Source organism: Vibrio sp. PID23_8 (genome assembly GCF_003584965.1).
Taxonomy (GTDB): domain Bacteria; phylum Pseudomonadota; class Gammaproteobacteria; order Enterobacterales; family Vibrionaceae; genus Vibrio.
Map to the genome: position 1 here is coordinate 18,648 of NZ_LIXE01000020.1, position 23,511 is coordinate 42,158.

Annotated in this window: 22 protein-coding genes and 1 pseudogene; 7 read left to right on the forward strand and 16 right to left on the reverse strand. The window is 43.6% G+C overall.

Going from position 1 to position 23,511, the window contains the following annotated elements:
- Positions 1 to 23: 23 nt before the first annotated feature.
- Positions 24 to 506: a pantetheine-phosphate adenylyltransferase gene (gene coaD / locus AK966_RS18850; RefSeq protein ID WP_182852756.1), complete on the forward strand. Its 483-nt coding sequence runs from the start codon at positions 24 to 26 to the stop codon at positions 504 to 506.
- Positions 493 to 1,428 carry a glycosyl transferase family 90 gene (locus AK966_RS18855; protein ID WP_099079212.1) on the forward strand — a complete coding sequence of 312 codons (936 nt, stop codon included), beginning with the start codon at positions 493 to 495 and terminating at the stop codon, positions 1,426 to 1,428. The genes coaD and AK966_RS18855 overlap by 14 nt, the downstream gene beginning before the upstream one ends.
- Positions 1,429 to 1,478: 50 nt before the next feature.
- Here the strand turns inward: AK966_RS18855 and AK966_RS18860 are convergent, their stop codons facing one another.
- Genes AK966_RS18860 through AK966_RS18870 form a run of 3 tightly spaced genes read right to left on the reverse strand, consistent with a single transcriptional unit; the run spans position 1,479 to position 4,124 of the window.
- Positions 1,479 to 2,267, reverse strand: a complete 789-nt coding sequence (locus AK966_RS18860; RefSeq protein ID WP_119464706.1) for a glycosyltransferase family 2 protein — start codon at positions 2,265 to 2,267, stop codon at positions 1,479 to 1,481.
- Complete coding sequence (locus AK966_RS18865) at positions 2,267 to 3,031, reverse strand: glycosyltransferase family 2 protein (protein ID WP_099079214.1); 765 nt, start codon at positions 3,029 to 3,031, stop codon at positions 2,267 to 2,269. The genes AK966_RS18860 and AK966_RS18865 overlap by 1 nt, the downstream gene beginning before the upstream one ends.
- A gap of 37 nt (positions 3,032 to 3,068) precedes the next feature.
- On the reverse strand, positions 3,069 to 4,124 hold the full coding sequence (locus AK966_RS18870; RefSeq protein ID WP_119464707.1) for a glycosyltransferase family 9 protein: 1,056 nt from the start codon (positions 4,122 to 4,124) through the stop codon (positions 3,069 to 3,071).
- A 105-nt stretch (positions 4,125 to 4,229) separates the two neighbouring features.
- On the opposite strand from AK966_RS18870, the gene AK966_RS18875 reads away from it, so the two are divergent.
- From AK966_RS18875 to AK966_RS18885, 3 genes are read left to right on the forward strand one after another with little or no spacing between them, the layout of a single operon-like run.
- Positions 4,230 to 4,637: a diacylglycerol kinase gene (locus AK966_RS18875; protein ID WP_119464708.1), complete on the forward strand. Its 408-nt coding sequence runs from the start codon at positions 4,230 to 4,232 to the stop codon at positions 4,635 to 4,637.
- A 21-nt stretch (positions 4,638 to 4,658) separates the two neighbouring features.
- Positions 4,659 to 5,387, forward strand: coding sequence for a 3-deoxy-D-manno-octulosonic acid kinase (locus tag AK966_RS18880; RefSeq protein WP_119464709.1), 729 nt, complete (start codon positions 4,659 to 4,661; stop codon positions 5,385 to 5,387).
- Positions 5,388 to 5,410: 23 nt separating this feature from the next.
- Positions 5,411 to 6,085 carry a glycosyltransferase family 32 protein gene (locus AK966_RS18885; protein WP_119464710.1) on the forward strand — a complete coding sequence of 225 codons (675 nt, stop codon included), beginning with the start codon at positions 5,411 to 5,413 and terminating at the stop codon, positions 6,083 to 6,085.
- A gap of 29 nt (positions 6,086 to 6,114) precedes the next feature.
- Here the strand turns inward: AK966_RS18885 and tagD are convergent, their stop codons facing one another.
- The 13 genes from tagD to AK966_RS18950 all read right to left on the reverse strand — a co-directional run bounded on the left by tagD (position 6,115) and on the right by AK966_RS18950 (position 18,992).
- Positions 6,115 to 6,585 carry a glycerol-3-phosphate cytidylyltransferase gene (gene tagD, locus AK966_RS18890; protein WP_099079218.1) on the reverse strand — a complete coding sequence of 157 codons (471 nt, stop codon included), beginning with the start codon at positions 6,583 to 6,585 and terminating at the stop codon, positions 6,115 to 6,117.
- A 3-nt stretch (positions 6,586 to 6,588) separates the two neighbouring features.
- Positions 6,589 to 7,326: a hypothetical protein gene (locus AK966_RS18895; RefSeq protein WP_119464711.1), complete on the reverse strand. Its 738-nt coding sequence runs from the start codon at positions 7,324 to 7,326 to the stop codon at positions 6,589 to 6,591.
- Position 7,327: 1 nt separating this feature from the next.
- Positions 7,328 to 8,581: a lipid IV(A) 3-deoxy-D-manno-octulosonic acid transferase gene (waaA, locus tag AK966_RS18900; RefSeq protein ID WP_119464712.1), complete on the reverse strand. Its 1,254-nt coding sequence runs from the start codon at positions 8,579 to 8,581 to the stop codon at positions 7,328 to 7,330.
- Positions 8,575 to 9,630, reverse strand: a complete 1,056-nt coding sequence (gene waaF / locus AK966_RS18905; protein WP_119464713.1) for a lipopolysaccharide heptosyltransferase II — start codon at positions 9,628 to 9,630, stop codon at positions 8,575 to 8,577. Before waaF ends, waaA begins: the two co-directional genes overlap by 7 nt.
- Positions 9,627 to 10,349: a glycosyltransferase family 25 protein gene (locus AK966_RS18910; RefSeq protein ID WP_119464714.1), complete on the reverse strand. Its 723-nt coding sequence runs from the start codon at positions 10,347 to 10,349 to the stop codon at positions 9,627 to 9,629. The genes waaF and AK966_RS18910 overlap by 4 nt, the downstream gene beginning before the upstream one ends.
- Positions 10,349 to 11,332: a lauroyl-Kdo(2)-lipid IV(A) myristoyltransferase gene (gene lpxM, locus AK966_RS18915; RefSeq protein WP_119464715.1), complete on the reverse strand. Its 984-nt coding sequence runs from the start codon at positions 11,330 to 11,332 to the stop codon at positions 10,349 to 10,351. The genes AK966_RS18910 and lpxM overlap by 1 nt, the downstream gene beginning before the upstream one ends.
- A 157-nt stretch (positions 11,333 to 11,489) precedes the next feature.
- Positions 11,490 to 12,233 (reverse strand): glycosyltransferase family 25 protein, encoded by a 744-nt coding sequence (locus tag AK966_RS18920; protein WP_172438112.1) that lies wholly within the window; start codon positions 12,231 to 12,233, stop codon positions 11,490 to 11,492.
- A complete protein-coding gene (locus AK966_RS18925; protein WP_119464716.1) occupies positions 12,208 to 13,365 on the reverse strand; it encodes an O-antigen ligase in 1,158 nt (385 codons plus the stop codon). The genes AK966_RS18920 and AK966_RS18925 overlap by 26 nt, the downstream gene beginning before the upstream one ends.
- Positions 13,366 to 13,470: 105 nt before the next feature.
- Positions 13,471 to 14,412 carry an ADP-glyceromanno-heptose 6-epimerase gene (rfaD, locus tag AK966_RS18930; RefSeq protein ID WP_119464717.1) on the reverse strand — a complete coding sequence of 314 codons (942 nt, stop codon included), beginning with the start codon at positions 14,410 to 14,412 and terminating at the stop codon, positions 13,471 to 13,473.
- A gap of 673 nt (positions 14,413 to 15,085) precedes the next feature.
- Complete coding sequence (locus AK966_RS18935) at positions 15,086 to 17,284, reverse strand: YjbH domain-containing protein (protein WP_119464718.1); 2,199 nt, start codon at positions 17,282 to 17,284, stop codon at positions 15,086 to 15,088.
- Entirely contained in the window at positions 17,281 to 18,033 is a 753-nt protein-coding gene (locus AK966_RS18940) for a capsule biosynthesis GfcC family protein (protein ID WP_119464719.1), read from the reverse strand. Before AK966_RS18940 ends, AK966_RS18935 begins: the two co-directional genes overlap by 4 nt.
- Entirely contained in the window at positions 18,030 to 18,704 is a 675-nt protein-coding gene (locus AK966_RS18945) for a YjbF family lipoprotein (protein ID WP_119464720.1), read from the reverse strand. Before AK966_RS18945 ends, AK966_RS18940 begins: the two co-directional genes overlap by 4 nt.
- A gap of 69 nt (positions 18,705 to 18,773) precedes the next feature.
- Positions 18,774 to 18,992 carry a hypothetical protein gene (locus AK966_RS18950; RefSeq protein ID WP_119464721.1) on the reverse strand — a complete coding sequence of 73 codons (219 nt, stop codon included), beginning with the start codon at positions 18,990 to 18,992 and terminating at the stop codon, positions 18,774 to 18,776.
- A gap of 954 nt (positions 18,993 to 19,946) precedes the next feature.
- On the opposite strand from AK966_RS18950, the gene AK966_RS18955 reads away from it, so the two are divergent.
- The gene (locus AK966_RS18955) at positions 19,947 to 20,480 is read left to right on the forward strand and encodes a porin family protein (protein WP_099081229.1); all 534 of its coding nucleotides are present in this window, start codon (positions 19,947 to 19,949) and stop codon (positions 20,478 to 20,480) included.
- A 341-nt stretch (positions 20,481 to 20,821) separates the two neighbouring features.
- A pseudogene (locus AK966_RS18960) lies at positions 20,822 to 23,281 on the forward strand (SLBB domain-containing protein); the annotation flags it as partial.
- Positions 23,282 to 23,511 lie beyond the last annotated feature (230 nt).

Here is a 23,511-nt window from a genome sequence, read left to right on the forward strand (position 1 = left end):
TCTTGAATAATCTTGTAAATCTTATGAAAGTTATTTACCCAGGGACTTTTGATCCAGTGACTAATGGTCACTTAAATTTAATTGAACGTACACATGAATTGTTTGATGAAGTCGTTATCGGTGTGGCAGCGAGCCCATCCAAAAATACGATGTTCACATTGGAAGAGCGAGTGACACTGATGGAAGACGTTGTTGCTCACCTCCCGGGGGTAACGGTAAAGGGTTTTTCTGGATTATTAGTCGATTTTGCGAGAGAGGAACAAGCTAAAGTCTTGATTCGAGGTTTGAGAACGACCGTTGATTTTGAGTATGAATTTGGTTTAACCAATATGTACAGGAAGTTACTGCCAGGCCTTGAGAGTGTATTTTTGACACCGGAGGAAGAGTTTGCATTTCTCTCATCAACGATTGTTCGTGAAGTGGCCATTCATGGTGGTTGTATTGAACAATTTGTGCCAAGTGTCGTGGCCAACGCTATCGAGATAAAAGTGAATGAAAGACAGTAAATTTCCGTATTACTTTTTTAATGCTTTGTCTATTCTTCTTCCTCGTTTTATTTACAGAGCACAAGCTAAGCAGTTGCTGTCGACACTGACAGAATCTGAAAGGGCGAACTGTCTAGATCGAGTTAATTACTACAATAAGTGTGGTGCCCCGTTTCAGGTGGATAGTAACGAGCAAAGTTACGCGACGATCAGTGGGTATAAAAAGACAAAAGGGTGGACTTACTTTTTTGATATACGCCAAGTGGTGCGCTACTTTCCCTCTCGCTTCGCTTTTAACTATATTAATGGTGATGTTACCCATATTCCCAATGTGCCAAGTTTTATTAAGAGTCGGCCAATTGCGGGACAAAACCAAAATTCCGTTGTTTTAAAGCTTAACCAGATCCGTCATTTTAAATTTATTGATGATCCCGTTCGTTATCAAGATAAGAAAAACATGGTGGCATGGCGTGGCGTTGGTTTTCAACCACACCGTACAAAAGTGATTCATGCTTTTTACGATCATCCGCAATGCAACATTGGTCAGACTCGTCCTGTTGAGGGGCAGCCTTGGGAAAAAGGCTTTATGAGTATAGAGGAACAGCTTCAGTATAAGTTTTTACTGTGTATTGAAGGCAATGATGTTGCGACTAACTTGAAGTGGGCAATGTCTTCAAACTCGTTGGTTATCATGTCTAAACCAAAATACGAAACATGGTTTATGGAGGGGAAACTCCAAGCGGGCGTTCATTATGTGGAAGTGAATGATGACTATTCAGATCTACCTGAAAAGATGAATTATTATCTAGAGAACGAAGAAGAGGCACTAGCCATTATTGATAATGCACACCAATGGGTTGAGCAATTTAAAAATGATAAGCGTGAACGCTTAATTTCACTCATGGTGGCGGATAAGTACTTTACGCTATCAGGCCAGAAATAAAGAAAAGGGGCATCAGGGCCCTTTTCTTTATTCTCATGTTTCGTTGTTGCCTAGTCATCGATAAATTGGTTTACACCATTTTCACAACGCTTGAGTTTGTGATTAATGGTGTTTTCCAAAATCTCATCATTTTGGCCAAGTGACGCACGCGAGTTTTCTACGTGGTAAAGGTGGTAACCGACACCAGCGAACTTCAGGTAAAGGCGAGACTTTCCTGAGTTAAGCATGCGGTGAACAAATTCGCTGTCTTCTCGTCCCCAGCCAACAAAGTCTTGGTTGAAGCCATTAACTTCGACAACATCACTTTTCCAAAACGCCATATTACAGCCTCGGGTTGCTTTATCATTGTTGCGCTCGTAAGAGAACCACTTAGATAATAATGAGTTGGTAATACAGTTTTTACGGTTACGGATCCCTTTGCTAAATACAGAAGGAACCAATCCATTTTCCATGATTTCACGGCTGCATGCTTCATCAGTCAGAACTCGCCCACCTTGAACAAACCAATTTGGTTTTGCCACGCGCTTATGGGACTCGATAAAGTTTTGAGACAGTACCATGTCGCCATCTATCATGATCAGGTAGTCACCAGATGCTTTAGCAATTGCACGGTTACGGCTCATAGAAAGCTGGAAACCATTATCTTCATGCCAACTATGCAGTAATGGAACAGGAAACCCCTCTCGCATTTGGTCAATCATAGTTTTGGTGTCTTCGCGAGATCCATCATCGGCTACAATCACTTCGTCAGGCAAAACGGTTTGGCGTTTGACGCTTTCTAACACAGACTTTAGTGCTTCTTTCCAGTTATAAGTGGTAATAATTAACGTCGTTTTCATTATTTTTTTGCCTGTTCACGTAAGTATAAGTCGATGTATTTTACAAAGGTAGAGTGCATGCTTAACCACGCCAATATGAAGCCATGTTTACCATCCAAAAAGCCGCGTTTAAGAATGTACATTTTTAGAAAGCTTGCTAGCGCATGAATGATTGCTGTGCTTAGCCCTGACTTTTTCTTACCTTCTCGCTCGTCGGTCCAAGCTTTTAAGTAGCCCGTCGTCTTGTTGATGTAATGGTGCAGATGTTCATAGGTGTAGTGGTGCAATCTGCCATCAAGCTTTTTGATTGCAAAGCCTTTATCTTCTACTTTTTCATGCACGAGAGCATCATTGTATTGCGTGTAACGAGTGCGATATAAACGGACAATCCAATCTGGAGACCAACCGGAATGGTAAATAAACTTACCAAAGGCTGCGCTGAGACGGTTCACTTTATACAAGGTGTTTGGCGTATCTTCTGATACCGCTTGTAAGATGCTTTCTTTTAGCTCGGGCGTGACCTGCTCATCGGCATCCAACCAAAGCACAAAATCCGATGCCACATAGTTTTGAGCCAGTTGACGTTGTTTACCAAATCCCGGCCAGTCTAGGTTGGTATAAAACTTATCGGTGTACTGACGTGCAATTTCTTCGGTGCGGTCAGAGCTGCCCGAGTCTAAAATAACAATCTCATCGACCCAATCTTTTACGGTATCTAAGCAAGCTTTGAGGTGCTTCTCTTCATTTTTTACGATTAAGGCAACGGCTAAAGTGGGTTTAGACAAGGTGTTTTCCTTTTTAGGCAATCTATACAGATAAGGTTTATTGGTATTGTGGGTACAAATCTTCTACGACTTGATCAAACATGCTGATGACGCTTTCACTCGAGATTCGATCCATTGCTTTTTCATCTTTGGCTCGCGTGCGCCAGTTTAACTCTTGGCTTGTTTTGCCTGTTTCAGCAAAAATCGCTTCTTCGTATACCGATACCGCATACTTCAAATAGTGATATGGGCCGACACGAACGGGGTTATGGTGCGCATATAAACCAATAATCGGTGTATTCATCGCACTCGCCATGTGTGCTGGACCAGTATCTGGTGCTATCACCATTTCCACCTCATCGATGAGGGCTAACATCTGCAAGATTGAACTCTTTCCAACCAAGTTTAAGCAGGGTTTGCCGAGCTTGCTCTGAATGTCATCGGCTAAGTCGACTTCTACTTTCGCTGGACTACCAGCAAGAATGACATTCCACCCTTTTTCACGAGCATGATTGATGACTTCAACGTAGCCATCTGCGTTCCAGTTCTTGTATGCCTTACTTGCGCCAGGAACGAGAAGTAAGTTGGGTTTATTCGTGCCGAGCTCTTGCATTGCCCACGTTTTGTCTTGCTCTGAATAAGAAAGTGACCAAGTCAGCTCAGACTTAGGGACCCCAATTTGATGTGCGAATGCCATTAAGCCATCGGCAACATGGAGCGATGTGGGTGAGGGTACTTTGACATTGGTAAACAACGTTTGAAAATCTTGGCTGCGATCAGAGGAAAAACCAAGTTTGTATTTGGCTTTGATGCCTAATGTTGCCAAGCTTGCTCGAATGGCATATTGCATGTGTAACAAGGCATCAAACTCACGACCTTTCAATTGCTGCCATAACGCCTTATAGCCGTTTAAACCAGCTTTCTTATCAAAGACAATGACTTCGATGCCGTCAATGGCTTTGAGTAACTGAGCCTCTAGCTTTCCTGTGATCCACGTAATGTGAGCCTCAGGCCATTGTTTTTGGATCGCCTGCACAGTAGCGATGGTGTTACAAACATCACCAATGGCAGATAAACGCAATATACAGAGCGAAGATGGGGGAGAAGTGAGCATAGTTATTGTCTGATCGAGTAAATAGATGCAGCTAAATTATGCAGACATCCCCAATAAATGTAAAATACATCGCTTCTATACTTAGCAGTGACGGGCATAGTCGCAATGTCAAAGACGCAATCACATCATTCTCAAACTTCAGGTAAGCCAGGTAATACCGGTTTAACACGAATCATTAAGGCCACAGGTTATTCCTGGAAAGGGTTAAAAGCGGCATTTAAACATGAAGCGGCAATTAGGCAAGAACTGGTGTTGTTAGCGATTGCGATTGGCTTAGTGTGTTTTTTCGATGTGACTATCGTTGAGCGAATTTTGATGCTCGGAGTGGTGGTTTTGGTATTGATTGTGGAACTTATCAACTCGGCGATAGAAGCGGTTGTTGATAGAATAGGCACTGAGCATCACGAACTCAGCGGACGAGCGAAAGATATCGGTTCTGCAGCCGTTATGGTGGCCTTAGGTTTTGCTGCGTTTACCTGGTTGTATATTCTTGGTGGTATTTACCTGCGTTAAGTCAAGACGTTGAGGAACAATGTGATTACAATTTATCAAAATGATAACAGCGTCATTTGGTTTGACGATGAATGGATTAGCGACCCAACACCGGCGATTTTTGATGCTAATTATTGGCAATCTCAAAACCGAGTCGTGGGGAGCGCTAAGGGCCGAGGAACCACGTGGTTTGTGCAGCTCGAGAGTATGCAAGTCGAGGGTATACAAATTGATGGTATGCAGGCGGCGTTGCGTCATTATCGTCGAGGTGGCTTGTTTGGCAAACTCGTTAACGATCACTATTGGTTTGCGGGATGGGAACAAACGCGCAGTGCGCAAGAGTTCCGTTTACTTCAACGTCTAATTGATGCTGGTGTTAATGTACCGCGACCAATTGCAGCAAGAGCGGTTAAATCAGGGTTAACATACCAAGCGGATTTGTTGAGCGAACGGATCCCCAATGCCAGAGACTTGGTCAGTATCTTACAAAAAAAACCGTTGCCAAGTGCTATGTATCAGAAAATAGGGCAAGAGATTGCCAAGATGCATAAGGCGAACGTTAACCACACGGATTTAAACATCCATAACATTCTAATTGATGACCAAGATAAAGTGTGGATCATCGATTTTGATAAGTGTCGCCAGGAAACGTCTGGTGATTGGAAGCAAAGTAACTTAAATAGGTTAAAACGGTCTTTTCAAAAAGAATTATTAAATAAGAAAATCCATTGGAAAGACACTGATTTTTTGCAAATTGAGCGGCAAGGTTAAGTATATCTTAGAGAGAGTAAGAGATGGTTATTGAGAAAATTCATGCTGTTTGGCTAGGTAATAGGTTGAGTGCTCTTGCCCTTGCTTGTATTGATGATTGGAATAAGCAGGGGTTTGAGTACAAGGTTTGGACTGAAGAAGACAGCCTCATTAAAAAATGGATAAATGAATGTGAATTTGCTAAAGAATGTTATGACAGAAAACTCTATGCTTTCGTTAGTGACTACCTGCGTTTAAAGGTACTACAGCACGAAGGAGGTTTGTACCTAGATACAGATGTTACTATCAGAAAAAAACCTTTTCATTTGTTTGAAGGTCAGCAGTTTGTCATAGGTTTTGCCTCAGAAAATCATGTTGGTATATCAACTATATATTCAATGCCAGATTCGGATGTATTAAATGATGTAATTTGTTTCTATGAAAATGAAATCATGCAATCTCCTCTTTTTATGGGGCCAAAGATAATGAGCAAATTTGTTTTAGAAGGAAATTATAAAGGTATTAAGATTCTGCCAATTGATTATTTTCATGGATATAAAGGGAAAGGAAAAGAGCATATTCCATGTAGTGATAACTATGTTATTCATTGGGGGGAATTCAGCTGGAAAAACCCTAAAAAAGTATCATATTTGAAATCTAAGCATATGGGATTTTGGGGTAAGCTATATACAAGTCAAAAGTATTTGTTTAGGAAATGAGAGGTCGTCCTAGGTGACCTCTCGCCTAGTTATTTTAAGGATTGGCGCAAGTTTTTTATGAGATTTGCGGTTTCTTCCATTACTTCTATGACATCATCAATGTGGGATAGCTTGTTAGAAATAATAGCTTTTCTGACGTCAGTAGTAGAAATGTTTTGTGTTCTACTCAAATACTTAACTTCACATAGTTCTGAGAGGTCATCAAACTTACCTTGCCAGTCATCCCCCATAGCGAAGACATCGATGTTATGTTGAATTACATCATTTCTCTTTTGCTCCCAGCTTGATTCTGGAATCACTAAATCAACATATTTGCAAGCTTCAACAATGGTTTTTCTCTCTTCGTAAGAAAAAATAGACTTTTTACCTTTCTCTTCATTAAATTCATCCGTAGATACCCCTACGATGAGAAAGCAGTTCTCTTCTTTTAATCGTTTAAATAAGCGAACATGCCCAGCATGAAATAAATCATATGTTCCATATGTAATAATTCTTTTCAATTTTTAGCTCTCCAACATAGCCTTTTTAAAGTAGCGTTTTAGGTTTTTGCTACTACCTGATATGGTTGATGACTCGAACTCTATAAATGTGTAATATTTAAAATCTATAAAGTTAGTTAGTTTAGGGGTTGCCCAATCTAAGCCGTAATGGCGCTCAAAAATTGAGACAGGATCATTTGGTATGGAAATATTAAAGTTTTTATCTATTTTAAGTGCTATTTTAGGATACTTAACTTCAAAGTATGATTTGTAAATATTAAATTTTAGACCGCCTTTAAATAATTTTTTAGGTTTGCTTTTGTTTGTTCTAAAGTTTGGGCAGCGATGTATTGAGTAATTGTCATCGTTATCAATGTAGAATAAGTCAACCTTTGCACCTTTGAAATTAAAAGATAGTTCAACAATATCAAGGTGATTGTTTACAGTTGAAATTGATGTAAGTTTAGCACCATGACTTTCGAACTTATCTATCAAATCATGACTAAACAAAGACTTATCATTGACTGCGAAATCAAAATCATCAGCAAACTTAAACTCAGAATCTCTATAGATAGACAATAGTGTACCGAACATCGGATAGATATTAGGCTCTATATCCCTAACTAAGCAGAGTACCTCATCTGCTAGGTGCGCCTGATTTTTAGGGAGTTCGTTGTTCTTTTTTGTTTTCTTACGCTTAGATCTCAATTTTTTTACAAGAGCAAGGTTCTTCAAAAAATGCTCAATTCTTTTTAATAACATTCTACTGCTCTCTTTGAATTAAATGATATATCGTAGCTTGTATCGGTGAGTTTGTTATTTTTATTGCTGAAAGTGAAGTATTGGTCTGTCGATTTAAAAGACGAAGTACTTCTGTTTCCAACGTTTCCTTTTGAACTATGGTAACAAAACCTTGTTCAATATAGGTATCTACTATTTCTTGGAAGTTATAGTAACTTGGTCCCGACAGAACAGGAATAGATAGTGCTAATGGCTCTATTATATTATGTCCACCAACTTTATTACCAACTAAGCTACCGCCCATAAAACAAACATCCGCGGCACCAATAAGAGTGAGCATTTCTCCCATTGTGTCCCCAAGGTAAACTTGAGTCGATTCCGTTATTTCAGTTTGGTTTGTTCGACGAACGGTATTGAATCCTTGCTTTTGGCAAAGCTCAAATACGTTGTCGAATCGTTCTGGATGACGAGGCACAAGGATTAGAAGCGCATTCGGTTGAGACTCTAAGATTTTTTTGTGAGCTTCTAGCACTTGCTCATCTTCACCTTTATGAGTACTGGCTGCAATCCAAATTGGTCGCTTTATCCCAAGTTCAGTCCGTAGCGCTTTTCCTTTCTCTTTTACTTCCTCGGATATCTGAATATCAAACTTTATCGAGCCAGTAACAAAAAGTTTGTTTTTTTCTACGCCTAAACGCTCGAAACGCTCGGCATCCGACTGTGTTTGACACAGCACTTTATCTATACAAGGAATTAAAAGGTTAAACAGGGGCTGCACTTTAGCGTAGTTATTACATGACTTTTCAGAAAGGCGAGCATTAACCACGTTAATCGGAATATTGGCTTTGTGAACAGCGTTGAGTGTATTTGGCCAAAGCTCAGTTTCTATAATCAACATTTGCTTTGGTTTTGTTGCTTTAAGAAAGCCTTTAACTGCAAAAGCGAAGTCTATCGGCATATATCGATGCTCAACTAAATCGCCTAATTTGGCAATTTGTTCTGCACCAGTACTTGTCGTCGTCGTGACGAGAATCGGTTGCTCTGGTTTTTGCTTTTCCAAGGCTTTGATCAGAGGTATTGCAGCAATACTCTCACCGACCGAGACTGCATGAATCCAAATTGGTCGCTCAATCGATTCTAACTTCGGCGTAAAGCCAAAGTGCTCTTTCCAGCGTTTGCCAAACCTAGGCTTGTTTGGTTTGCTTTTGTACAAACCAAACAACAAGATTGGCGAAGCAAGTGCTAACAGTAATGTATAGATAATACGAATTAACATGGGCTTACGGTAATCGCTTCAAGTTTTTGGATACTGTTAAGAACTTGCTGTGGCGATAACTCTGTCAAACATTTCAGATGTTTAAACTGACACTCGCGTTTAAAGCATGGACGGCAGTCAATGTCGGTATGAACAATCTCGACTTTTTCTGCAAGTGGCGGTGTGTATTTTGGCGACGTGGACCCGTATACCGCCACAACATTGCAACCTACCGCGGCAGCTACGTGCATCAAACCAGAGTCATTTGCTACGACCGTTTTGCATGCAGCAAGCAGATCAACGGCTTCAATCAGGCTAGTTTGTCCTGCAAGAACATGGACTTTTTGCTGAAGCTCTGTAGGTACTAGATTCTTAATATTGTTACAGGTATCAAGATCTTTTTGAGAGCCAAATAGCCACACTTGATGGCCAGAATTCGCCATTTGAGTTGCGACTTCTGCGTAATGCGTTTCTGGCCATTTTTTAGCCGGACCAAATTCAGCCCCAGGGCACAAACCAACAATCGGGGATTCTTGGTCTAGCTTAAACTTATCGATAGTCGCGCTTTGTTCTTTTTTATCAATAAACAGACTTGGGCGAGGCAGGGTCTCTAGACCACCTAAAGAAGAAGAATCGATCATCTCCGTTTGCGAATAAGCCAACGCAACATAGCGCTCAACCATGAATTGGAAAGATTTCATGTTCGGACGAATGTCGTTGAGCAGGCCATAGCGCATTTCGCCTTTCCAGCCAGTTCGAAGTGGAATGTTCGCAAACCATGGTATCAGTGCGGACTTTGCGGACTTTGGCAGAATGTAGGCGTGATCGTATTGCTTCTCGCGTAGCGATTTACCGATTTCTCTACGGCCAAGCAAGTTGAATTCACCATGCCCAATTGGCATTTCAATAGCTTGGTTAATTTCTGGCATTCGCTCAAGAATGGGTTTACACCAACTAGGGGCAATCACATCAATTTGGCTTTCTGGATGAAGTTGCTTTAATACGATGTAGAGTGATTGTGACATCACCATATCGCCAACCCAGGAAGGGCCGATAATGAGTATTTTCATGCTTTATTCTTCCAGTACAAAAATTTAAGAACAGATTCGTAGGTTCTAAAAAATTCTGCGTAAATCTTGTTAGCTAACGTCATTTTTGACTTATCTTTTCGTTTGCTACCAATTGTCGAAGCTATCTGTGCTCTTGTGAATAAATCCGGAGCGACGCTATAGGTTTGGACGTTATGACGCCATGGCTTTTCCATGTAGTCATCTACAGGTTCAATAAACTCTTGAGCATGCTTGATAAATTTAGTGGCAGCAGTCGGAGTCACAATGTAGGCCGTTGTGCCACAGGTTCCACCAGAGTAGCCACCTAAAAAATGCTCACTGTCGATAGAGACAATTGGGGTAAATTTACGTTTTTGAGTCGCAGAAAGTTTAATGTAGTCATATTTTTTTGTTAGAGGGAAAGTGCTTTGAAGGATGGTTTTCAACCCTTCAATAGGATCCACGTTATCCTCTAAAATAACGATAGGCTCATCAAGATTAACGCAGCGCATCCACAATTCATAATGGCTTGAGAAGCAGGCAATTTCACTTGTTTTGAGCTGATAGCCCTTACGTTGTTGAGTTATTGTTGGGCGGCATTTTTCTGAATGTAAAAATCCGTCCACAGAGCCATCGATGGCATCAAAAAATTCAAACTCGATATTTTCTTGTTTTAATTTTTTTTCAATACGTTCTCGGCGATCGATCGATCGAGCCAAGCTCACGACAAATACTTTCACTACACTTTCCAATCACTTTTATATCTTGGTTTAAACAAATTGTAATAGTTACTACCATCTTCTTGAGAGTGCAACAGTTGTAGTACCCACATGTATTGTTCAGGCTTAGTTCCTACAAAATACTCAATGGCTTGATTACACGTGCGAGCGTCCTGCTCTTCGCCTTGGTCTAGCTCAAATGCAGGTAGGATCTCAATATCAAATGACCCATCTTCGGTATTCATTGAAGCGAACATAGGTAACACTTTCGCGCGTGATAACTTAGCGATTTTACCTAAACCTGGCAGCGTTGCTTTTCTTGTCGCGAAAAAGTCGACAAACACACTGTGCTCTGGGCCGTGATCTTGGTCGGGCAGATAGTAACCGATGTAGCCATCTCGAATGGATTTCAAAAATGGTTTGATACCACCGGAGCGCTCATAGACGCGGCCACCGTATTGCACACGCTGTTTGTGCATCAACCAGTCAGCCACTTCATTTTTCTGTTTTTTTGCCATTGCAGAGACAGGCATGCCCATCGAAGCCAGCAAAATTGCAGGAATGTCGATTGCCCAAGAATGGGGCACCATTAGGATGACGTTTTCATTGTTGTCGATGTGTTGTTGCAAAATATCAAGGCCACGGATCTGACAACGTTGCTGCAACCACTTTGGAGAACGTAAGCTGAGTAAACTAAAGCGGAAAAAGAATAGGGCTGCAGTATAAAGGGTCTTCTCAATAAGGGCTTCACGTTCTTGAAAGGTTTTTTCAGGGAAGCACAATTCAAAGTTCACACGAGTACGATGAGCAGGCCCCTTGTGTGATTTCGCCAGCTTTTTTGCGATGGTTTTTGCAAGCCATTGTTGAGCCCCTAAAGGCAACATCGCAAGTGGTAAAGAAAGCACGACACCTAACCATGTTCCCCAATATTTTGGCGCAAGAAAGTGACGCTCAAACTTGGGGTTATAAGCTTTAGGATCGAAGTCATTACGTTCAGTTGTCATTACAGTAATTTACAACCTTTATTGTTCAAAATTATGGTGCTCATTGCTATCTAGCCAAATGGTTATGTATTCTAGCGTAAGAGTCAATGATATCCGTAGGTAGTTATTGCTCGAGAATTTACTTCATTGCAAAGTACAAGAGTATAAATTATCCATGTTAATTAGAATGATACTTTGTGAGCAAATACAGTTTTCTTCTTAACTGTTCATAGAATCGAAAGGCTTCGATGTATAACTTGTTTGTCAAACCCAATTTGGCTTTACATTTTCGTGTATGCCCAATGGTCGAGGGTATCGCTGCACGGAATACTACGTCAGGAAAGATACTCATAATATCAATGTCATGAATCCAGACCTTTTCCATGTAGTCATCGACAGGAAAGAGTATTTCCTTGGCATGATTCACAAGTTGTGAAGCAGTTTCTGGGCGTATTAAATACCCCATAGCCCCCGTTGTGGGGCTAGCATAATCACCGAGAGCAAACGTTTCTGTTATCGCTTCTACTGTTTTAAATGGAATGCCTCGCTTGGATGCGGCTAACTTAACAAGCGCGCGAGGAGTGAATTTGGTATCTGCATCTTTCAATACCGTTACTAAAGATGCGATCTCTGGATGAATATCGACATTGTCCTCCAACACTAGTACGTCTTGTTGATGTTTGACACACCATTGCCATATGGCCATATGACTAAAAAAGCAGGCCACTTCCCCCTCTGTTAGTTGGTAGCCTTTTAAGCGGTATGTTTTAGCCGGTTTTACCTGTTCTCTTTGTGCATCTGTTAAATCCTGAGGAGATAGAGCATCAAAGAATTCGAACTCAACATTGGCAGCATTGAGCATTGCGCTAATTCGCTCTCGGCGTTCAATGGACTTCTTAAGACTTAAGACGAAGATTTTCATCACGGCACTCATTTGAATAATATAAAAGCAAACAACATAAATAGAAGCTTAGTGTACTCGCGTTACTTAAAGGTACATCGGTTAAACCTGAGACAGTATATACACAACATACCAGTAGCATGGCATCGGTACGGGGCATGAAATGTCGCACGTAATGAACAACCGGAACAATCAAAAAACCGATGACGATGACGACGCCAATTAAGCCATCACGAACCCAACTTGAAATGACTTGATTGTGGTAGTGATACAGGACGGTCAAGTCTAGTCCACCATGTTTTTCAAAGCGCTCTTGTAGTAAAGGCTTATCCTCATAGCCATGTCCAAGTAGTGGTGCTGATGGAATAATCGATAATCCAGCCTTCCATAGCTCTAGTCTAGAGTGAATACTGTAGTCTTTATTTGACGTATTTTCATTGTACTCGCTCACTTGATTTAACTTGTGGCTTAGAAAAGAGTTGGATAGCACCTGAGGTGTTAGAACACTAATACTCAGAAAAAAAATGATAAGAGCGTTTTTAGGTTTCTTCTCAAAAAGGGCTTGCAAGATTAATACACTGATAGCCACAGTTAAGGCGAGTAGCGGCCCTCGAGAAGACGCGCCAATAAACGGAAAGCTAACTAGGATGAAAGAGGTGATACCCGTTAGTTTAAAATACAGGGGTGTCTGGGCGACCAAGTAAAGGCTCAAAACCGCAATGGTAGCCGTGTATGTCGCAAAGTTTATGCGATTTAAATGCCAGATATTGTCACTGCCCAGCAGCACATAGTATAGACATGCCGATACTGCTGATAACGCAACAAGTCCTGCCAGCATACTTTTTGAAAGCTTAGGTCGTGCGAGAAAAAGCGAGCATAAAGTTATTGAAATGACAACTCGAAGCGTGCTTGAGCTAAAACCATGATATTCTTTGCTAAAAATATAGTAAATAGAAATGATAACAAGGGCTTTGCTTATCCAGTCCCAGTGAAAATGGAATTGATGGTGAGCTCGAAAATAGACAATTTGATAGATTGCGATCGAAGCTAAAGTAATGAGTATGATATCTTTGGTCGCATCGACGTACCAAAACATCGCGGTAAAAACAAACAGAACCGGCAAGAGTGCGACTGAGCGAAGTGCGTTATTCATTCTAAAATATCTCAGGAAGGAGCGGAGTCAAAGGCCGCTCCTTTTTTTAAGAGAGTGAAACTGTACGGCGTTCCAAAATAGTTGTAACAGGCGTAATCGATAGTATTAGCGATTTTGAATGGCTAGGTATTCAGCCACACCTTCGGCAACCGTCTTAAACTCTACGTCACAACCAGCGGCGCGCAGCTTAGTTAGATCGGCTTGTGTGAATTCTTGGTAAGCGCCTTTTAGATGCTCTGGGAATGGAATGGTTTGGATTTCGCCTTTGCCGTGATGGGTGATGACGGCTTTTGCGACTTCGTCGAAAGTCTCAGCGCGACCAGTGCCACAGTTAAAGATGCCTGATACACCATTCTCTAGGAACCAAAGATTTACTTTAGCGACGTCGCCAACGTAGACGAAATCACGTTTGAATGTTTCGCTACCTGCAAACAGTTTTGGGTTCTCACCTGCGTTGATTTGGTTGTTCAGGTGGAATGCTACCGATGCCATGCTGCCTTTGTGATCTTCACGTGGGCCATACACGTTGAAGTAACGGAAGCCAGTAATTTGTGACAGTTTCTCACCGTGCTCTTCTGCATCTTGGCTTAGGCGACGTACGTAGTTATCAAACTGCTGTTTTGAGTAACCATATACGTTGAGTGCCCCTTCGTATTCACGCTCTTCAACAAACGTATCGGTTTCACCGTAAGTCGCAGCAGATGAAGCGTATAGGAACGGAATTTCACGATCTAAACAGTAGTGAAGTAGCTCTTTTGAGTACTCATAGTTGTTCAGCATCATGTACTTGCCGTCCCACTCAGTGGTTGCTGAGCAAGCTCCTTCATGGAACACCGCTTCGATCGGGCCAAAATCATCACCAGCCATGATTTGGGTAAGGAAGTCGTCACGATCCATGTAATCAGTGATATCAAGATCAACTAAGTTTTTAAACTTCTTGCCATTTTTTAGGTTGTCGACAACCAGAATATCGTTAATACCTGCTTCATTTAGCGCTTTAACAATGTTGCTGCCGATCATGCCAGCACCACCAGTTACGATGATCATAAGACTTCCACCATAGATTAAAATTTTCTCAGGAATTTTAGCAAGAAACGAAAAATAGCGCTATGGATGGGGAAAGAAAGGTTTGAGGGTAAAAGAAAGGTCCTAGGATCCTAGGGCCTAATGTTTTGGATTACGGATTATGCGCAATCGTTGTCTTTGAGTTATAAGGAAGATACTTGTCATTCTGAACCGTGAGGGACGAAGGTGATTCAGAATTTACTGACCGATTGTGCGGTAGTGAGATGGTTCTATTTGGTTGGGGAGCTTGCTGAGGTTAGATTCTTAGTCTCGCTTGAGCTCGCTAGAATGACGAACCTTCTCGGTTGAGAGCGCGTTAAAGTAACTGTCATTATGAACAGTGAGGGACGAAGGTGATTCAGAATTTACTGACCGAGCTTGATATTACTAAGGAGATATTCCGAAACCCAATAGTGCGCTGATAATAGATTCCGGATGCTCGCTTGAGCTCGCCCGGAATGACGCCGTTAGTTCAGTGCGAGTGTTTCCGTAAGCGCAGCGCTCCGTATTCGGTATTCCAGTCACTTTCTCAAAAGGTAATGAAATCCACAAACTTCTAGCACGCTCCCCTTAGGACCTAGGATCTAAAACCTAGGCCCTAAAATCTAGGATCTTTAAAAAACAAAAAGGGAGCCGAAGCCCCCTAATCGATTTACTATTTTACTTCCGAACGGTTTGGTCTTTGTAACCAAGGATTACGTTCATCCGTTAATTCAATCAAGCTGTACTTACGCCCTAGCTTCTGGCCACCATCACGAGTGAGTGGTTGCCAAGAGAAGTTCGCACGGTTATTACTTGGTTTCACGGTCATGATGTCGAATGGGATCGAAATGTAGAAGCCTTTAGTAAAGCTACCTTCACCAAAGTCATCCGCAGACAAGTCGGAAATTGAGGCAAAAGCACCAGCAATAACACCACTCTTAAACTGCTTGGATACATTCACCTGAGTACCGACATCTCCCGCAAGGAACTGACCAACATCGACCTGAATCATCAAATCAGACAGGAACGCCCATTGTGGGTAGTAGTAACCCGATACAAAGCCAGTAAAGCCTTTGTCAATGACTTGGAAGTCTCTACCGTATTTAGGAATACTCTGCCACTTCTCATCGTAAACACCAAAGTAGCTTTCTGGGTCACGCTGAGAGATCAAGTTGACATCTGCACCAATTGCCCAGTTCGCGCCTTGAGGTCGGTATAAAAATTCCGTACCGACACCAGCAAACATGCTTTCCAAGTAACCCGCGTAGAACTGTTGATCCATGGTATCCGAGTACTCTTGGAACCAAGTTAACTGCAAGTTCGACATCGTGACCGCATGTTCATTTTGATACGCGCGGAACATAGTACGCACGCGAGGGATCGTGGTGCCATCTGGTGGCGTCACGAAGTTAAACTTGTCGTAGTTGTTGTACCAATCCCAGTAGAGAGATCCACCAATCTCAAGGTTGTCTGTCAACCAGTAAGAAGCACTGCCACTTAAGCCCACACTGAACAAATAAAACTCTTCTGGGTTACCTAAGGTTTGAGCCAATTTCGGTGAAAAGCCCCAATCAAAACGCTCAAAACCATCGTAAGCGGGTTTGCCCTGAGGCTTATTGCTCGATGTAGATGTTGCATCTTCAATGGTTGGGTTGATGTAGTTCACCTCGGCAAAGTCACGGTACTTCTGTTTCGAGATCACCGTTTGATCGCCAATCAAGCCACGTGTCCGTTCATTGATGGTAAAGGTATCGACGCTATCGGGTACTTGGTTGTACAACACCGCTGCGGCTTTTTCGTGTGCTTCGTTGCGATCACGATACTTCTTCTGCTCACCGACAATCGAAACCGTGTCCTCTTCGACGTAGATTTGCGTGTTTTGGTAGCCAGCGATTTTATCGAGCTCTTCGGTAACGCGCTGCCAATCCACATCAGGCAGTTGATCCGGTTGTTGATCGCCTACTTCAGGTGTTGGAGTATCTCGCCAGAACGAAGGCATATCGTTGAAGTTGGTATAGAGGTTGACCCCCGCCACGAAGGTATCGCCACGCTCATAGCTGACGCGCAGATCCGCCATATGACCTAAACGATACAGCACACCCACGTTCCAAGGCGTATGTGGTGTCATATCGATGCCGCCACGTTTAACTGGGAAATCTTCACTGTAATCGTTGCTGTCGTATTCGAGCTTAAAGCGCAGTGGCGCATGTAGGGTTTGGTATTCCACACCACCAAACAGCGCCGCAGGGCCTTTAAACCAGCGCTCAAAATCGACACTGCCGCCGTTACCCTTGTAGTCCAAAGGGCGCTCACAGTACTTGTCTGATAGTTTGCAAGCGGGGTTACTGATGTTGTCACGCGTACCTAGGTAGCCCCAGCCCATGCCCAGCGTAAAATCGAAGGTGCCTACGTTCGGGTTAGAGTAGCGCTTGGTTGCTGCAACAAATTCGCCATCAAACAGGCCTGTACCGGCAAAGTCGCGGATACCGACCGATAATTCTGGCAGGTATTGGGATTCTTCTAACAAGCGAATTTTAAAATCGATGCCTTTATCGGTGTATTTGGTGTCACCAGAAAAGCTTGGATCACTACTATAAAACAGGTCATTGACCATGGTGTAGCGCAAGGTGGTTTCTAGCCAAGGCATCACTTGCAGCGTGACATTGTAGAAAAGGTATTCATCACTGCCGGTTAAAGCAAAGTTGAATTCACCTTCTGGCGCCATGCGTCCGGTTGGCATTTGCATTAAGCCCACGCCGCCAAAGTCCATCTGTGATGGTTGCAAAGGTGGTGCTTCAAAAGGCATTTCTTGAGCCCAAACGAGTACCGGGCCCATTAAGGAGAGGGTTAAACTGGTTCTAATTAGCGTCATAGTGGCGTCTTCGAAGGCATTGGCTTAAGTTGAGTCAGTAGCTTGATGATATTTTGATCCATTTCTGATTCTTTTAGTGACTCGAAAGGGATGTACACCATGGTGAGTGGTGGCAAGTAATATTGCGTGTTTAGCCAAGCGCCATGGTGTGGTTGCACCACATTACCATCAGGGTAGATCAGCACAGGGGGCTGAGAAAGTTCACCGATTCGAGACGCTAAATTATCAAGCTGTTGTTGCATTGGAATGCCCGCTTGTGAACTGACCGCAAAGACATTGTCTAGATTGCCAAGATAGCGAACCTGCTCATCACGCGTCGCGGCTGCCAAGGACAATTTGCCACGCAGGAGTGGGTTATCAAATTTATCAAGGCGGACTTGGTCAATATCGACAGCAGACAACACTCGCGGTGCAAACGGTTGGTGCTGGATGAACGTATACAAAGGATGCGCAGCTAAGTTGTACTGAATCATCTGATTCAATACGGTGTTTTTTAGCGCCGTGGTCTCTTGCTTTGCGTGTTCTGACTCATCAAACAATGTGGTGCCGAGTGGGTATTGCAGCACCATTTGCTGCGCTTGTGCCAGTTTTAGCACATCTTCTAAGCGCACCGGTTGCTCTGATTGCAATTGCTTGCCTGTGCCCAATAACGCCACCTGGAGTGAATCAGGGGTCTTTACTGATGATTGAGCGAAGCTTGTGCTGGCAAACAGGGATAGTGTTAAAAGGGCGGAAAGTCGTTTGCTCATGATTTGCTGTACCCTTGCAAAATGGTTAGCTCAATCGGCACCATGTTTGGCCCAAGGTGTTGCAAGGTTTTGATGACTTGCCCTTGGTTATCGACCCAATAAACGTTGTCGACACTTTGCGATAAGGTCGGAAAGTGAACCGATTCACGGTAGACATCGGTCTGAGTGGTAGAGATTGGCGTATTGACCGGCTCTGTGCCTTGATAAGTGCGCGTTACCTTCGCCGGAAAACCGTAGCGGTATTGTTCACGCCAATCGTAAGAGAGAGGGTACTCGATTTGACTCGGTGTATAAGCCGGCACGTTGCCGTACACACCCGCTAAATTATTCTTCTGTAAGCCAATCGTTTTTACGATATGGCCGTTTTCTGTCACCACCATCGCCTTGTCTGCGCTGACCCATTTTAGTTGGGTTTTACCGGTTAACGGGTTTTGCTCGGCAAAGGCGAGAACAACAAAGACTTGTTTTTGGTCGCCGATTTTTAAATAGGCGCTGGCGTAAGGAACGGCTTTAATTTCTTCTGCAGTGAGTTCTACATCGATGTAGTTACTGTAAGCTTCTTGTGCTGTTGCAGAAACATCGTTGAATTTTTGGGTACAACCGAAAATCAGGCTTAATGCGGGCAGGGCAACGAGCAGCTGCATCCACGTTCGTGGTCGAAAGGTAGTCATTATTCCCTCTTACAAATAAAATCGCCCTGAATTAATCAGGGCGATAAGCATCTATTTACTAAACTAAAATTATTTAGTTACAGAAGTAGAAGTAGAAGTAGAAGTAGAAGTAGAGTCGTTGTCTGACGCTGCTACTGCAATTACTGTTACTGCTGCTGCCGCACCGATTGCTACTGCTGTTGTACCTGATGCAGATGCTGCTGCTGTACCAGTTGTGCCTGTTTCAGTTGCTGCGAACGCCGTTGATGCGCTTAGCGCCATAAGAATAGCTAGAGCTGTGTTTTTCATTATTAATCCTTGTATTTCTAATTTTAAAACATCGATGTTTGATGCACTTATGGTGCACCATTGATTATTTTAGTTAAAAAACAACCAGCATGTAAACAGTTTCTTATAAGGAATACAGGTTCTGGGGTTAAAAGAAAGGGCCTAGGAACTAATGTCACGGATTACGGATTACGCTTAAATTTTGTCTCTGAGCTATTAAGGAAAATACTTGTCATTCTGAACCGTGAGGGACGAACGTGATTCAGGATCTACTATCCGATTTTGCGGTAGTGAGATGGCTCTATTTGGTTGGGGAGCTTGCTGAGGTTAGATTCTTAGTCTCGCTTGAGCTCGCTAGAATGACGAACCTTCTCGGTTGAGAGCGCGTTAAAGTAACTGTCATTCTGAACCGTGAGGAACGAACGTGATTCAGAATCTACTGACCGAGTTTGATAGCACTAAGGAGATATACCGAAACCAAATAGTGCGCTGATAATAGATCCCGGATGCTCGCTTGAGCTCGTCCGGAATGACGCCGTTAGTTCAGTGAGTGTGTTTCCGTAAGCGCAGCGCTCCGTGTACTGTATTCCAACCACTTTCTCAAAAAGCAATGGTATGCACAAACTCACATAGCGCTCCACCTAGGCCCCTAGGACCGAAATAATTACGGCCTAATATTTTTGAGCACCAAACCGCACAAATACTCCTCTCCAATCCGATACCCTTGCCGTTTTACGCCGATCCATGCATAATTTGCCAGTTTTTTGAGTTGGCATTAAAAACGATGTTTTATTATGTTTAGCGCTCGAAAATTGCACGAAATAAAAATAAATCAATAAAAAATAGACTCTTGCGAACAGTGGCTTACGCGTAATGCCGCAGGGCGGTAGCGTAGAAACGCCCAATGAATTAACTAGAAATTTGGCGCTTATGCAGAAACGCGTGGTGGCAAGTTAATACCCAGGGACCTCTTAAGTGATTAACAAACGACCATGGTTAGGTGTGTTGAGTGCAGCCAGTTTGGGCTTGTGCTCATTTTCTGCGTCTGCTGATTTTTATGCAGGCGCATTAGTTAGTTACTCTAACGCGGAATACCACCAATCTTCCTCTTCTCAAGTAACGCAACCTCTTGTTACTGAAGGTAGTCCTTTCCTTCTGCAAGCGCAAGTTGGTTACTTCTTCAATGATTATCTCGCCCTAGAAGCCCGTTATGGTACTTCTGTTCAACGAGACAGTGGCCTGGCCGTTGATAGCCTGGCAAGTGGCTTTATTAAGCTAAATATGCCGGTTGCAGAGCGCATCGCGATTTACGGGTTAGCGGGTTATTCTCGCGTTGAGATCGACAAACAAGGTGTTGGCTCACAAAACGATAAAGGCGTAAGTTTCGGTCTGGGCATGCACTATGCGCTTGATAAACACAATGCCGTCGTGTTTGAGTTTGTGGACAACGCCTCAGAAGATCAAGTACGCCTAAATGCCATCACTCTTGGCTTTCAGCACCGATTCTAAATAAAGACCTAGGCCCTAGGACCGACGGACTAGGATTTTTAACCCGATTTTCATAGCGAACTACCATGCTTAAAGGAACTCTCTCCATTGCCATGTGCGCATTGGCAAGCTTGTTTGCCTCGCATTCCTTGGCGCAAAACCCAACCCCAGAACAAATCCAAATGTTTAAAAGCTTACCTGCCGATCAGCAACAAGCGTTGGCAAGTCAGTATGGTTTCTCACTTCCTTCTGGTGCTGCTTCATCGAGTCATTACGAAAACCCACAAGTTATCGAGCCTCGACCACCGCAGAATACGACAGCACAAAACGACCCGTTTAACTTGCAACCGCAGCAGGATGAAAAGCTGAAACGCTTTGGTTTGGATCTGTTTGCCGGCTCTCCTACCACCTTTGCACCAATCAGTGATGTGCCTGTGCCTGCCGATTATTCCGTAGGCGCGGGTGACGAGATTGTGATCCAGCTGTTTGGTAAGGAAAACACCACTCACCGTTTACGTGTAAATCGTGCTGGCCTTATCAACTTCCCAGCACTTGGCCCCGTTCAAGTCGCAGGCATGAGCTTCTCAGAAGTGCGTGACTCGCTGAACCAACGTGTCAAAGAGCAAATGATCGGCGTTCGCAGCGATATCTCACTAGGTGAAATGCGCACGATGCAAGTCTTCGTGATGGGCGATGCTTACAAGCCGGGTTCTTACACTGTGAGTGCATTAACCACGATTTCTCAAGCGATCTACTACAGCGGCGGCTTTGGTGAAAGTGGCGCACTGCGTAATGTGCAGCTAAAGCGTAATGGCCAAGTGATTCGTAAGCTGGATATGTACAACCTGCTGCTAAAAGGCGATGCACGTAACGATGTGCGTCTATTGCCGGGCGATGTGGTGTTCATTGGCCCTGTGGGTGACACGATTGCCATCGATGGTGAAGTGAATCGTCCTGCTATTTATGAAATCAAAGCGGGAGAGACCTACAAGCAAGCGATTCAAATGGCGGGTGGTTTTACGGCTAACGCTTACCGAGATCAAGTGGAGATCAAACGTTATGCTGCGAAGGGGGCGCGTGATGCACTGACGCTCGATTTTTCTCAAACCAACGCCCGATACACCAAAGTCAAAGACGGCGATGCCGTTAAGGTATTAAAGAAGAGTGAAGAGCTCACCCGCTACGTGCAAATCGAAGGTGATGTTCGCCACCCGGGCTTTATGGAATGGAAAGCGGGCCTGCGTATCGCAGACTTGTTTAAATCGGTGGATTCCTCTTTTAACTCGACCGCCGATGTGAACTACGCCGTTGTGGTGCGTGAAATCAACGCCCAGCGCGATGTTGAAGTATTTCAGGTTAACTTAGCTAAAGCGATTTTAGCGCCGAGCAGTAAAGATAACTTGCAACTGCAATCTCGTGACCGAGTGTTGGTATTTAACCGCTTTAATAACGAAGACTTAGACACACTAGCAGAGCAAGAGACGGTCACCAAAGCCAAAACCTTAGAGCAAGCGCAAGCGAAAGCGGAAATAGAGCAACAAAAAGAACAGCAAGTGATGAGCTCTTCTGTTGCTGTCACTTCGCCATTAAATGCTACTCCAGCGATCTCTAGCAGTGCTCAAGGTGTCTCTACCGGGGTAAACAATCCATCGTTCGCTCTGGAGCAAGCGCAACAGCCTAAGATCATCTTCCGTGGTAAAGAGATCACTCAAGAAGATTTCGAAGCATTGAAGCAAAACACCCGTCGCACGCTATTAGCACCAGTACTGATGCAGTTGCAGCAACAGTCTCGACTAGGCTTAGCACCACAAATTGCAGAAGTCTTCGGTGAAGTAAAACACCCAGGTCGTTACCCGATTACCCCACGTATGACGGTATCAACACTGTTAGAAGCGGCTGGTGGCTTAACGTACAACGCGTTTACCATCAATGCAGAACTTGCGCGCACGGTGATCAACAATGTAGACGAACGTGCCTTTATTGATGTTGAACGCATTGATCTACGCAAAGCCATTCAAGGTAGCGCTGTAGATGATGCGATCATTGTCGGCCGTGACCGTTTGAACATTCTTGAAAAGCCAAATGTGAAGCTGCAAAGTACGGTGACGCTACAAGGTGAAGTTGTTTTCCCGGGTACTTACACGGTACGCCAAGGTGAAACGTTAGGTGAGCTTCTTGAGCGTGCGGGTGGCTTAACCGAGTTTGCTCACCCACAAGGCGCGATCTTCACTCGTGAGGCGCTGCGCCTCCAAGAGCAAAAGCTACTAAACCAATACGCCGCAGACATGCGAGCAGAAACCGCGAAGAAGACCTTCCGTGCCGACAGCAATATTGGCTCGGTGATTTCTGATCCGGATAAAACCCTCGCGTTTGTGGAAGAAGCAAGCCGCAGCCAAGCACTTGGCCGCATGGTGGTGCAGCTTAACCGCATTTTGAAAGACGAACGCTCTGCCGACTTTATGTTAGAAGATGGCGACTTCCTGTTTGTTCCAACCTTCCGTAACACGGTATCCATCATGGGTGAGGTACAGGTACCGATCACATACTTGCTGGATAACAAGTTAGATGTGGATGATTACCTAAACAAAGCGGGCGGTGCGAAGAAGCAAGCAGATGAAGATCGTATCTTCGTTGTGCGCGCAGATGGCTCGGTTTACAAACCAACCTCTGGCTATTGGTTCGGTAACAACAATCAAGAACTTCAAGCAGGCGACACGATTGTTGTGCCAATCGACACCGATTACCGCGATGCATTAAGCACCTGGACTGCGGCGACGCAGATCCTGTACCAAACTGGTGTAGCGATTAACGCGTTGAAATAAAGGGAAAGAAGGTCCTAGGAATAAAAAATCCTAGGGCCTAGAATTTTGGGAATACGGGTTCTTACACGTCATTCCAGCGAGTCGAAGCGAGACTAGGAATCTACTTTCGGTGAGTACTCGTTAAATAGGGAATACCGAGCGCTTTGCTTACGGAAACGCGTTCACTGAACCTAACAGCGTCATTCCGGACGAGCTCAGGCGAGCATCCGGAATCTATTATCAGCGCACTG